Annotated in this window: 11 protein-coding genes; 6 read left to right on the top strand and 5 right to left on the bottom strand. The window is 60.3% G+C overall.

Going from position 1 to position 12,389, the window contains the following annotated elements:
* Together Q1K49_RS08225 and citF are read left to right on the top strand one after the other, a co-directional pair.
* The coding region (locus Q1K49_RS08225; RefSeq protein ID WP_300524938.1) for a CoA ester lyase at positions 1–466 on the top strand (466 nt) is incomplete at its 5' end.
* The gene (gene citF, locus Q1K49_RS08220; RefSeq protein WP_213694342.1) at positions 463–2,016 is read left to right on the top strand and encodes a citrate lyase subunit alpha; all 1,554 of its coding nucleotides are present in this window, start codon (positions 463–465) and stop codon (positions 2,014–2,016) included. The genes Q1K49_RS08225 and citF, both read left to right, overlap by 4 nt.
* Before the next feature lie 159 nt (positions 2,017–2,175).
* Here the strand turns inward: citF and Q1K49_RS08215 are convergent, their stop codons facing one another.
* The 3 genes from Q1K49_RS08215 to Q1K49_RS08205 form a co-directional block, all read right to left on the bottom strand.
* Entirely contained in the window at positions 2,176–2,541 is a 366-nt protein-coding gene (locus Q1K49_RS08215; RefSeq protein WP_213694341.1) for an EamA family transporter, read from the bottom strand.
* Positions 2,542–2,737: 196 nt separating this feature from the next.
* Entirely contained in the window at positions 2,738–3,328 is a 591-nt protein-coding gene (locus Q1K49_RS08210; protein WP_300524933.1) for an NAD(P)H-dependent oxidoreductase, read from the bottom strand.
* Between the two features lie 290 nt (positions 3,329–3,618).
* On the bottom strand, positions 3,619–4,551 hold the full coding sequence (locus Q1K49_RS08205; RefSeq protein ID WP_300524930.1) for an AEC family transporter: 933 nt from the start codon (positions 4,549–4,551) through the stop codon (positions 3,619–3,621).
* A gap of 133 nt (positions 4,552–4,684) precedes the next feature.
* On the opposite strand from Q1K49_RS08205, the gene Q1K49_RS08200 reads away from it, so the two are divergent.
* The 3 genes from Q1K49_RS08200 to dapF all read left to right on the top strand — a co-directional run bounded on the left by Q1K49_RS08200 (position 4,685) and on the right by dapF (position 8,071).
* Positions 4,685–6,070: a phosphomannomutase/phosphoglucomutase gene (locus Q1K49_RS08200; RefSeq protein WP_300524928.1), complete on the top strand. Its 1,386-nt coding sequence runs from the start codon at positions 4,685–4,687 to the stop codon at positions 6,068–6,070.
* A complete protein-coding gene (gene prxU, locus Q1K49_RS08195; RefSeq protein WP_300524926.1) occupies positions 6,054–6,800 on the top strand; it encodes a thioredoxin-dependent peroxiredoxin in 747 nt (248 codons plus the stop codon). Before Q1K49_RS08200 ends, prxU begins: the two co-directional genes overlap by 17 nt.
* 362 nt (positions 6,801–7,162) lie before the next feature.
* Positions 7,163–8,071, top strand: coding sequence for a diaminopimelate epimerase (gene dapF, locus Q1K49_RS08190; RefSeq protein WP_300524924.1), 909 nt, complete (start codon positions 7,163–7,165; stop codon positions 8,069–8,071).
* A 55-nt stretch (positions 8,072–8,126) separates the two neighbouring features.
* Here dapF and Q1K49_RS08185 read toward each other — a convergent pair whose 3' ends face one another.
* Positions 8,127–10,217, bottom strand: coding sequence for a GAF domain-containing protein (locus Q1K49_RS08185; protein ID WP_300524923.1), 2,091 nt, complete (start codon positions 10,215–10,217; stop codon positions 8,127–8,129).
* Between the two features lie 249 nt (positions 10,218–10,466).
* Between Q1K49_RS08185 and tpx the strand changes: the two genes are divergently transcribed.
* On the top strand, positions 10,467–10,982 hold the full coding sequence (tpx, locus tag Q1K49_RS08180; protein WP_300524920.1) for a thiol peroxidase: 516 nt from the start codon (positions 10,467–10,469) through the stop codon (positions 10,980–10,982).
* 302 nt (positions 10,983–11,284) lie between these two features.
* Here the strand turns inward: tpx and Q1K49_RS08175 are convergent.
* The coding region (locus Q1K49_RS08175; RefSeq protein WP_300524918.1) for an aldehyde ferredoxin oxidoreductase C-terminal domain-containing protein at positions 11,285–12,389 on the bottom strand (1,105 nt) is incomplete at its 5' end.

Here is a 12,389-nt window from a genome sequence, read left to right as displayed (position 1 = left end):
CGAGATCGCCACAGCCTCGAAACGCGTGACCGCCATCATCCCCGGCGGCGAAGACCTCACGGCAGACCTTCGGACCAATCGCTCCGCCGAGGGAACCGAGCTGGAGGGAGTCCGAAAAATGCTCGTTCTCGCCGCCCGGGCGGCGGGAGTGGACGCCCTGGATACGGTATTCCCCCGCATCACCGACGACGAAGGACTCCGGAAGGAAGTCGGCTTCATCAAACAACTTGGCTTCGACGGCAAAAGCGTCATCCACCCGAACCAGATCCCCATCATCCACGACGTGTTCACTCCCACGGAGAAGGAAATCGAAAAGGCGAAACGCATCGTCGCCGCCGCCAAAGAGGCCGCCGAGCGGGGCCTTGGCGCCGTCTCCGTTGACGGGCGCATGGTGGACCGCCCCGTGGTGAAACGGGCGGAATTCACCCTGATCCGGGCCGGACTGTCCGAGGAGGTGCACTCATGATCCGCAACGCGCTCGGGCGGGAGCTGCCCGAATCCATTCCCGGCTACGGGGTAGTGAAGCCCTTCCTCGGCCACGACAAACGCGTCCCCGAGGGAAATCGAGATGGGGGCCGCATCAAGGCCACTTTCGGCAATCAGACGGACAAGGTGCTTCCCGACATCAAAGCTGCCATCGCCGCATCGGGACTGAAGAGCGGAATGACCGTCTCCTTCCATCACCATCTCCGCAACGGCGACTACGTGGTGAACATGGTCATCGACGCCTGCGCGGAAATGGGCATCCGGGACCTCACCCTCTTCCCCACGGCCCTCTTCGGCGTGCACAAGAAACTCATCCCCCACATCAAGAGCGGCGTCATCCGCAGGATCATGGGCTCCGTGAACGGCCCCATCGGACAGCTCGTCTCCGAAGGAGGCATGGAGGAGCCGGTGGTACTCCGCAGTCACGGAGGGCGCCCTCGGGCCGTCACCTGCGGTGACGTGCACATCGACGTGGCCTTTCTCGCCGCGCCTCGGGCGGACAGATACGGCAATCTCTCCGGCGTCGGCTCCAAATCGGCCTGCGGTTCCCTTGGGTATGCCTTCACGGACGCCATGTACGCGGACTGTGTCGTGGCGGTGACGGATTGTCTCCAGCCCTATCCCATCGGCAACGTGTCCATCTCTCAGCTCTACGTGGATTTCGTGGTGGCCGTGGAGAGCATCGGCGATCCCGCGGGAATCGTCTCCGGAACGACCCAGATCACCCGCGATCCCCTGCGTCTCCTCATCTCCAGATATGCGGCGCAGCTCATCGAGGCCAGCCCCTACTTCAAGAACGGCATCTCCTTCCAGACCGGCGCGGGAGGTATTCCGCTGGCGGTGACGGCCTTCATGAAGGAAGCCATGAAACGCAGAGAGGTGAAGGGGAGTTTCGGTCTGGGAGGCATCACGGGATACTTCGTGGACCTGCTCAAGGAAGGATACGTGGAGCGTCTTCTGGACGTGCAGTCCTTCGACCTCGAAGCGGTGCGCTCCATCGCGTCGAACCCGGACCACGTGGAGATCTCCGCCGACTGGTACGCAAATCCCTGGAACAAGGGATGCGCCGTGAACATGCTCGACGTGGTCATCCTCGGCGCCACGGAGCTGGACAAGGATTTCAACGCAAACGTGAACACCGAGGCTGATGGCGCGCTGCTTCACGGCATCGGCGGCCATCAGGATACCGCCGCCGGGGCCAAACTGACCATCATCAGCCAGCCCCTCCTCCGGGGACGCATTCCCTGCGTGGTGGATTCGGTCTATTCCGTCACGACCCCCGGCGAGGTTGTGGACGCGGTGGTCACCGAGTACGGCGTCACCATCAACCCCCGCCGCCAGGACCTGATCGACGCCGCCAAAGAGGCGGGGAATTTCCCCCTCCTCTCCATGGAGGAACTCCTCGCCAAGGCAAAGGACCTCGTCGGTCCCATGGAGCCCGTGCAGACCGAGGAGCGCATCGTGGGCGTCATCGAATGGCGCGACGGCACCGTCATCGACGTGGTGCGCCAGTTGAAGGCCAAGGCATAGCCTTATCGCAAAAAGAGAAAGGCGCTTCCCTTCCGCAAACGGACATCGCAGCATCCGTGCACACGCTGTGCCATCTCTTCTTCCCCCCGAGCCGCCTTCGACCGCATGTCGAAGGCGGCCTCTTTTTTCAGGGTTTCCTCTCGGAGCGTCTTTCTGTCCTCAGAGAGAAATGAGCAGGATTCCCACGAGAATCGCCGCGGCGCCGACGGCCCGGCGTCGGTTGAGCCGTTCCCGGAAAAGGAGCACCGATGCGGCGAGGACGAGCAGAAAGGCCGTGCTGGTGCAGAGGGGAAACGCGAGGGAAAGATCCATCTTCGACAGAAGTGCCGCGTAGAACACGAAGGAGCAGACATAGGCGGCCATGCCGCCTAGGACGAAGGGATTGAGGAGAATCCTTCGTACGGTACCGAAGAGTCCTCCGGAAGAGACGGGACCTTTCGAGGACATGCCCATTTTCAGTGAGACGTGGGCACCGGCGTTGAGCAGGATGTCTCCCACAACCAGAAACAGCACGAGAGGTTCCATATGAGACCACTCCCTTTTCTTTTCACCTCCGCGACTCTAGCGGAAGAACCGAGGGATGGCAACCCTGGATCGGCACAAAAAAGGCCGGTCGCACGGCGAAAGCACCGTCGTGCGACCGGCCTTTTCCCCTCTCAGGGATTGTTCCCGATCCGGAACCTGTTGCACCCCCGTTCTTTCCGGGGGAGAAACCGGCGGCTCACGCCGAAAGAAGTTGCTCCCGCACGAGATGGCGAACCTGAACGAGCATCGCCTCCCGCTCTTCCTGGGAAACCGCGGGAACGGCGTGCATGAAATGGTGCAGGATCACCTCCATGCCGCAGAAACCGAAAATGCCGTTGTCCACGGCTGTACGGATCGCACCCTTGAAGCCGTAGGTGTCGTAGTCCTTCTCACTTCCACCGGTAGTGCTGAAGATAGCCACTTTTTTCCCTTTGAGAAGCCCTTCGGGGCCGTTTTTCCCGTAGGCGTAGGCGAAGCCCGCGGAGAACACGCGATCGATCCATCCCTTGAGGATGGCGGGCAAGGAGAACCACCACACGGGATGGATCACCACAAGCAGATCCGCCTCTTTGACGAAACGCTGCTCCTCCGCGACATCCGCGAGGGGCTTCCCCTCCCGGATGGCCAGGAAATCCTCGGCCTTTAGCACGGGATCCATGGAAAGAGCGTAGAGATCGCGCACGTCAAAGGCAACACCGGCAGCCGCAAATTCCTCCTTCACCGCTTCGAGAACGGCGTGATTGAAGCTTTTCAGGTTAGGATGGGCATAGACGAGAAGCGCCTTCATGAAAATAACCCCCTTTGTCATGGTTTGAAACATCACATCTGAAGTTGACGTACTTTTTATAAGCATAGCTTTTCTGGCGGAATTGTCAACTTTGAGAGAGCGCACACATATGCTCGCCCCTTTTCTTCTTCAAATCACGAAAAAAGACTTCCTCACGAGGACGCCAGTGTTCGGTCTTTCCGGGCTCTGCCGCCCCGGGTGCGGCCGCTCCTCCCCAGCCGCATCGAGTTCCGACAATTCCGGCGCCGAAACAGGCACCTCGCTCGCCGGAAGCGCTCATAACCAGTGCGCTAACCGATACCGAGGATGCGAACCCAGAGGGGCAGGGTCAGCACTGAAAGAATCGTTCCTGCGGCGATCACGTCCGCGGCATATTCGGCATCCAGCCCCATGCCGTCGGCGATGATGAAGTTGTTTACCGCGGGAGGCATGGCGGAGACGAGTACCACGGCTTGGGTGAGAATCTGCTCCGTGGGCCAGAGACAGAACATTCCCCAGGCGATGACGGGGTGGATGAAGAGCTTGAAAACGACGTCTCTCCCGGTTCGACGAAGCCCCCGGACAAACCGCCCCGGATCGAGGGAAGCGCCGAGCGTGAGCAGGGCAATACCGCTTCCCGTGTCCCCCAGGGTCTTGAGTACCGTGTCGATCCATTCGGGAAGGTGCTGCAGGGAGGTCCGGCTCAGAAGAAGTCCTCCCGCAGTAGCCACAATCAGGGGATTGGCGAGCACACGCAGAAGGGTGGCCCCGACGCCGCGCAGCGTAAGGCGTCTGTTCGCCGAGGCCAATTGCGCGCCGAGGATGGAGATGGCATTGTAGCCCACGAGCCCCATGGCGAGGTAGTGTGAAAGGGCATCCAGGCCGGCCTGTCCCATGGCAATGGTGATGGCGGGAACGCCCATGAAGACGTTGTTCGAGCGGACTGCCATGAGGACGGACACTGCCGCCCGCCGCGGTTCGTTCCGGCAGATGCGGGCGAGAATCCATGCCGTCAGGGGAGCGAGAAGAAATCCCGCGTGAATGGCCCAGAAGAGGTTCATCTGGGCGACACCCTCCCCGCCGATGCGAAGGGTCGTCCGGAAAAGCAGCGCCGGGATGGCGATCCAGTAGAGAATGCCGTTGATGGATGGGAGCACCGCGTCCGGAAGAAGCCCCTTTTTCTTCGCCAGGTATCCGATGAGCATGATGCAGGTCAGCGGGAGAACCATTCGAAATCCGTGCACGGAGGCACCCCTTTCCGTTTTTCGCCGCTTGCGTGTATAGTTGAGTGTACGGGAAGCGCCGTTTGGAATCCAGAACCAAAGGAGGACGACGCGAGGAGTCCTTCGGAAGAGCGGCACAGAGGGGGCAACGCACTTGGCACACATTCCGTCTCACATTTTTCGCGAATACGACATCCGCGGCCTCGCGGAGGAGGAACTCACTTCTCCGGTCATGATCGCGGTCGGCAAGGCCTACGGAACGTTCCTCACCGAAAAGGGCATCCGGAAGATCCCCGTCGGCGGTGACGTACGTCTTTCGTCGAAACGGATCCGCAGGGATATCATTGAGGGACTGCGCAGCACCGGCATGGACGTCATCGACATCGGCACCGTTATGACCCCCCTCTTCTACTGGAGCCTCTACCATTTCGGCTGCGACGGCGGCGTCATGATCACGGGCAGCCACAACCCCAAGGAATTCAACGGCCTCAAGCTCGCCCTCGGCAAGACCACGATCTTCGGCGAGCAGATCCAGGAGATCCGCCGCATCGCCGAAACAGGGCACTTCTTCGTGGCGGAACGCCCCGGCGTCCTCGAACGGGCCGATATCGGCGAGGAGTATGTGGAGATGCTCTGCCGCAAACTTACCCTGGGGCCGAAGAAACTCAAGGTGGTGCTCGACGCGGGAAACGGCACGGCGGGACTCTTCATGGAAAAGTTCTTCCGGCGTCTCGGCTGCGACGTGCTCCCCCTCTTCGCGGAGCCCGACGGCACGTTTCCGAATCACCATCCCGACCCCACCGTACGAGAAAACCTCCGGATCCTCACGGAAACGGTCCTCCGGACAAAAGCCGATCTGGGCATCGGTTTCGACGGTGACGCGGACCGGCTCGGAGTGGTGGACGACGCGGGGGAAATGCTCTTCGGAGACACGCTCATGGCACTCTATTGGCGGGAAATCCTTCCGAAACACCCTGGTGCGACGGCAATCATCGAGGTCAAGAGTTCCCAGGCCCTGGTGGAGGAAGTGGAACGCCTCGGTGGCGTGCCTCTTTTCTGGAAATCCGGGCATTCCCTCATCAAGGCCAAAATGAAGGAAATCGACGCCCTTTTCGCAGGCGAAGTCTCGGGACACATGTTCTTCGCCGACGAATTCTACGGTTTCGACGACTCCTTCTACGCCGCGGCGCGACTCCTCCGCCTGCTGTCCTTCGAGGAGCGCAGGCTCTCGGAGATCGTCCGCACCATCCCGCACTACTTCAGCACGGGAGAAACGCGCATTCCCTGCCCCGACGACAAAAAATTCCATGTGGTGGCAGCGGTGCGGGAGGAAGCGCTCAAGACGCACAAGGCCATCACCGTGGACGGCGTGCGCATTCTCTACCCCCAGGGATGGGGACTGCTTCGGGTCTCCAACACGCAACCCATTCTCGTCGCCCGATGCGAGGGAAGAACACCTTCGGCATTGCGGGAGATCGAAGAGGACATGCACCGCCGCGTCGTCCTCGGAGGAGGTATCCCCTTTGTCTGGACCTATTGAGTTTGCGCGCACGCCCGGCCCCGATTCCACCTCTTCTTCTTTTCATGAAGGACGTGGCGGTGAAGGAGCCTTCCAGGCCCGGAGCAAGGGAAATCCGCCCCCCCTGGCAGTGATCGGCGAGCGCGCTCCCGATTTCAACGTGCCCGCCTATCGGGACGGGGTGATTTTCTCCGTCCATCTCAGCCGGTTTCTCGGTTCATGGGTGGTGCTCTGTTTCTATCCCGGCGACTTCACCTTCGTGTGCCCCACGGAGCTGACCGATCTCGCCGTCAATTACGATCTCTTTCGCTCCCTCGACGCCGAGGTGATCGCCATCAGCGTGGACAGCGCCTTCGTCCACAAAGCCTGGGAGGAACACGAGCTCCGCAAAATGGCGCCCGAAGGTCGTGTGCCTTTCCTCATGGCATCGGATCTCCATCGTGATGTCGGCAGAGCCTACGGAGCACTCGACGAAAAAACCGGCGTTCATTTCCGGGCGACCTACCTCGTCGATCCTGACGGCATTCTTCAGGCTGCGGAGATCCTCGCTCCTTCCGTGGGACGGAATGTCCGGGAAATTCTCCGCCGCCTCGCCGCCTTCCGGCACGTACGGGAGACGGGTGGCGCGGAGGCGTGCCCGTCGGGGTGGATCCCTGGAAAAACGACGCTGCCTCTTCTTCCGGCGCTGGTGGGTAAAATAAGCACCGCCTGGCATCCCGAAAGCCCTCTTGTCTGGCCTCCGCAACCGTGAGAGCGGAGAAAGCGCCGCGCGAAGGCTTCGCCCCGAAGCCTTCGCGTACCCTTTACCCTCGGAGAGGCTCCTCAGGAGCAAGCCCGCAAAAAAACGAAAATCCTCTCCAATGCCCCCAAAGAACCGTTGTGGTATGGTAGCATCGGTAAAGGTCTTTCCACACCCCTCACAAGGGGGTGAAAAAGCTTCTTCGGCAGCCCCTGAAAAAGCGCCGGACAATGCTGCGCTGGTCTCGGCGTCGTTCGGACCGTAACCGAAAGAGGGCGATTTCTTCTAGACCGGAGCCTCCTTGACGTGAAAAAGAACGGCGAGACGTAGACGAGAAGAGGCGAAAAGAGGAGAAGAAGGAGGTCATAGCGAGCGTGATCTTTTTTACGAAAATGCGCGTTAACGGCGACGAGTTCATCGTTATCGACAACAGACAGCACGGTTATTGTTCTGCGGAACTTGCGACGTTGGCCAGAGAACTTTGTCTGGAGAAAAGCACTCTCGCGAGCGGAGGGTTGCTTGTCGTCGAGAAAACGAGAGATCCCGCACAACATTTCTTCATGAGGGCCTTCAACTGTGACGGCTCTGAGGAGACTCTGTCCGGAAACGGTGCTCGGTGCCTCGCAGGGCTCGCTTTTCAGAGCGGCATCGCCCCGCGGGAGATGACTTTCGGTTTTTCAGGAGGCATTGTACACGCCACGGTGGATCCCGTTCCGCCAGATCCCTCCACGTCTCTCGTGACACTCGACATGGGAGGAGTGGACCTTGGACATGCACAATGGCACCAGACCTTTTCCTTCTGGGGAAGAAACTTCGTCTATCACGCACTCTCCATCGGCGGCATTCCTCATTGTGTCCTCCCTCTCGACAATCTCGAAGATCTGTCCCCTTCCGACCTCATTCCTCTTGCGCGAGGGCTCCGTTTCGACGCAAAGCGCTTTCCGGAGGGCACGAACGTCAATTTTCTCGAACGAGACGAGGAAGGACAGAGCGTTCGGCTCCTCACATACCAGAGAAACGTGAACCGTCTGACCAGTTCTTGCGGCACCGCCATCGCGGCGGGCGGAATTGTTGCGTGTCTCTCCCTGGGATGCTTTTCTCCAGTGAGCGTGATCACCCCCGGCGGCGTCAGCGAGGTTACTGTCAGACAGGATACCACCTCTGCGGAAAGCGTGCGCATTTCCCTTCGGGGCGAAGCGCTCTGCCTGACCAAGGGCACGATTCTCTTTGACGCGGGAAGTGCCTTCCGGACTTCCCGCCCCGTTTGCACTTCCCTGCTCTGAAAAACAGCCGCAACCAGGAACAGCGGGGAGAAACTTCGACAAAAGAAGCAGGCCGTCACGCCTGTTCTTTTGTCGCATACATCCTTCGATCCGCCTCGCGCAAGACTCTTTCAAGCGTGGGACCGTCCTCGGGAAAAACGGCGATACCGAAGTTCGCTCGGGCCTTCAGGACCGGTTCGGAAAAACGAAGGGCACGACATGCTTCATCGAGACGGAGGACAAAGGCTTCCGCCGCTTCTTTCGTCATTCCCGGAAAGAGCAGCAGAAACTCGTCTCCCCCATAACGCCCCACGACACCCGAAGCACCCACCTTTTCCCGGAAACACCGGGCGATGGACACGAGCACTTCGTCGCCGAGAGCGTGGCCGAAGGTGTCGTTGATGTCCTTGAAGCGTTCCAAGTCGGCCATGACGATGGCGAAAGTGCCTCCCCGCTCGTTCAATTCCTGCTGGGCCATCTCCATGCATTTGAAAAGAGACCGCCGGTTAGCGATTCCCGTGAGCGGATCCGTCAACGCCTGTCTCTCCGAATCCTCCAGAAGCGAGGTCACCGCCCAGGTGGCACCGAGGCTCCGAGCGAGAATGGAAAAGACCTCCTCGTCCTCCCGGGAAAAAGCGCCCACATGCGCGCTCTCCGCAGCCAATACGCCAAGAAGACGATCCCCGTAGACGATAGGAGCGTCCAGCTCCGACAATGTTCCAGAAATCGTAGGAACATAGGCCTCGCAAAGACGAACGTCCGGCGTGTTACGGAGCGTTTTCGTTCGGGCAGCCAATTCCACCAAACCTCCGCCGCGCCGTTTTCGTTCCGCGTCGAAAGGAGCGAACAGCTCCTCTCCATATCCCGTGGCGGCAATGGTGCGACAGGCGCCGGTCTTTTCATCCTCGATCTCAAAAAGCGTCGCGTGCGTATATTGGAAGTTCTTTTTCAAGAGTGTCACGACGCGCTCGGCGACGCTCTTGCGGTCTCTGAGCAGAGAAATTTCACTCGCGACATCATGGAGAAGGCGCATATATTGCACCTCTCGGGAGAGCATCTCCAGATTGGCGATGTTCTCCAAAACCACCGCCATGAACCCTGCAACCAGGACAAGCACTTCCTGGTCCCTGTGGGTGAAGGCATTTTCCAGGGGACTGATGGCCACGAGCGCCCCCCAGAGAAACCCCCTCGCGACGATGGGAACGACGAGTTCAGAAAGCGTCCCGAAGGCGTCCGGGACATATCTGGGGTCCTTGCGGGTATCGTTGCACAAATAGGGAAGACAGGAGTCGAGCGCATATCCCAAAATTCCTTTTCTCTCCACGAGAAGCTCATGGATCTCCCCGTCGGCCAGGCGATGCCCCTGAAAGGCCGCGAGAGCAAGCGGTGCTTTTCTGTTTTCTCTGCCGAAGAGCAGAATGCACTCGAAACCCAGGTCACCGTGGAGTACGTCGAGGATGAGGGAAAAGAGTTCCTCCGCACTCCGGCAGGCGAAGAGCATTTGAGAGATGTCGATGAGAGCGCGCTGGACCCGGACAAGCTCTTCCGTTTCTCTTTTCTGGGCGACGAGGTTTTCCAGCGCAAGATTGAGCGCCTCCTGTGCTCTTAGGAGGTTCTTGCGGAACATGCTCCCCCGCTCCAGATTTCGCGTGAGCTGTTTTTCCGTCTCCAGGTGGGAGAGAACAGATCCGAGCACTGCCGCAAGGAGACGAAGAAAACGGACATCCTCTTCCTGGAACGCCTTTTTTTTCGGTGATTGCACATCGAGAACACCCAGAAGGGCACCATGCCACAGTAGCGGAATGCTCAGCTCCGATGCCGTATCCTCCTTGCCCGCGATATAGTCCGCATCGAGAGTGACATCTTCCACCAGTTGAATTTCCCCGGTTGCGAGGGCTCTGCCGCAAATGCCCTCGCCTCTGCGGATAGTCGTGATGGAAGGAACGTACCCCGCGAAGGCGGCGAGGCGAAGAGAATCACTGCGTCGATCCAGAAGATACACCGAGGGATAGGCAAAATGCGTGTTCTCCGCAATGACTTCCATCGCGGAGGAACAAGCCTGTTCGGGGTCTTTTGCTCCATCCACCCGTTGCAGGTAGCGGAACAGCGCCTCCTGTTCATCTACGGAAGAGAAATGGTGAACACGTTCTCCGGGTCGTCTCAACACCCCAACGCCCTCCGTCGCCGGCACCATGAAGACACAAAAAGAGTTCGAGCGGCGCGCCGCCCGAATTCCACGAGATCCCCGTAGAAGGATACATCACGAAGCAGTGAGGCCGCAAGAATGGATTTAGCATGTCAACCTTCCGGGAGCATCCTGTTCTCGGCAAGACACCTTTGTTTGTATTGCCGAACTCTGTTATACTCAAAAGCAGATCAGGTTGCACGACAACCACAGAGCAGGAGGTGTTTTTCCATGGAACGTACCGGAATCGTCACCATGAAAGGAAATCCTGTCACTCTGGTGGGACCGGAGATCAAACCCGGCGACGCCGCTCCGGACTTCACCGTTTTGGACGCAAAGCTGGCCCCTGTGACGCTGAAGGATTACGCCGGAAAGGTCGTCCTTCTCAGCGTCGCCCCCTCGCTCGACACACCCGTGTGCGATCTCCAGGCCCATCGCTTCAACGACGAGGCCGCCGCTCTCGGTTCCGGCGTAGCAGTCCTCAACATCTCCATGGACCTGCCTTTCGCCATCAACCGCTTCTGCCTCACCGGCAACATCGAAAACATGCGGGTTCTCTCGGATCATCGAGACGCCTCTTTCGGAACGTCCTGGGGCGTTCTCATCAAGGAACTCCGTCTCCTCGCGAGAGCGGTCTTCGTGGTGGACGGCAGCGGCACGGTGCGCTACGCGGAGATCGTCCCGGAAGTCACGAGTCACCCCGACTACGACAAGGCCATCCAGGCAACCCGCTCCCTTTCCGCCTGAGTCCCGGAAAGCGCCGCGGAAAAACCGGGGCACAACGCAGGCCGGGAAGAGAAAAGCGGACGCCTCTTTTCTCTTCCCGGCTTGTTCTTCCTGACCTGTCTTCCGGCGAAGAGAGCGCTTACCGCATCGAACCGTCAGCGCATCTCTCTACGTCGGGAACACGGCTGCGCGGAAAGCCAAGTCCCTTTCCCGATCATGTCCCCCGCTGTCGTCCCTGAAAACGCTGAAGGACATGGCGTTTGTTCCTTGTCCGCACGTTCCCGCAACAACACCGTTCAGAACAATGCCTCTTCGCCGCTCCCTCAACCGCCGGCGAGATCGGAAGGCAGACCCAGCCTGCGCAGCGTCTCCGCTTCGGGGATTCCTGTCTCCGGATCCCACCCCCGAGCCGCATAGTACTCCCAAAGCATCTCCTCGTAATCCGCCACGGCGCAGCGCGGATCGTCCGCATAGCGCCCGAACTCGGGCATTGCCCGAACCCGGGGATGGAGCGCATCGTCCCCGGTGGCAAATCCCTCCCGCCGGTTGAAGAGCCGCTGAAGGGTGAAAATCCGTTCTCCCGTCTCGAGCAATTCCTCTCCGGAGACATCCCACCCCGTCGCGGCGGCGAGCATGGCCGCATAATCGTCCAGGGTCACTCCGGCGTACATGTAGAACTTGCAAGTGCAGAGGATCTCCGGAAGCGTTCCCGCGTCCTGGAGAAGCCGCGCCGCCAGGCCTTTCCCCCGCTCCTCCCAGGGGGAGATTCCCTCCGGATCGGGAAGGCCGAAGCGTCGCAGCCCGAAATCGAGCTTGTCTCCATCCCAGGCCTTCGCCTCCACGGGATGAATGTGACACATTCCCCTCGGATTGGTTCCGTAGGTGAGGGCAAGAACCTTTCCGCCCCTCGGATCATGAGCGGGCCCCTCGAGCCCCTTTCCCGCCACGGCCCAGGCGAGCGCCTCGGGACAGTCGAGCCGCTCCGCAGCCCGGCACACTCCGTCGGCGACCAGGTCCCCCACACCTTCACGAAAGGCGATCTTCCGCACCAGTGGCGCCAGTGCAGCGCCGTTCCCCCAGGCAAGGCCGAGGGATCGCGCATCCTCCGGCAACGAAATCCCCCGTTCGGCGCATTCCATCAGAAAGGCTGCTGCGCCTCCGGCGGAGATGGTGTCCACCCCGAGTTCGTTGCAGAGCCACGAGGCATGCACCGCCGCATCCACGTTCTCGTTGGTCACGAAGGCGGTGAAGGCCGCCACGGATTCATACTCTCCACCATCGTGCTCGGGCGTGGCGAACGGCCCCGAGGCGACTGTGACGCGCCGTCCGCACTGGAGCGTGCACCCGCGGTAGCATCCCCTGGAGGCCACGAGATTTTCCTCCATGACATGCCGGAAGATAGCCTCTCCCTTTCCCCAGGAATTGCTC

Source organism: Aminiphilus sp., assembly GCF_029975095.1.
Classification (GTDB): Bacteria; Synergistota; Synergistia; order Synergistales; family Aminiphilaceae; genus Aminiphilus.
Note: the sequence above shows the minus strand (reverse complement) of the source record. Positions and strands in the feature narration are given on the sequence as shown.

Excerpts from the sequence above, each read along its gene's own strand:
- citF (WP_213694342.1), top strand. The coding sequence starts at position 463 with ATGATCCGCAACGCGCTCGGGCGGGAGCTGCCCGAATCCATTCCCGGC.
- Q1K49_RS08215 (WP_213694341.1), bottom strand. The coding sequence starts at position 2,541 with ATGGAACCTCTCGTGCTGTTTCTGGTTGTGGGAGACATCCTGCTCAAC.
- Q1K49_RS08210 (WP_300524933.1), bottom strand. The coding sequence starts at position 3,328 with ATGAAGGCGCTTCTCGTCTATGCCCATCCTAACCTGAAAAGCTTCAAT.
- tpx (WP_300524920.1), top strand. The coding sequence starts at position 10,467 with ATGGAACGTACCGGAATCGTCACCATGAAAGGAAATCCTGTCACTCTG.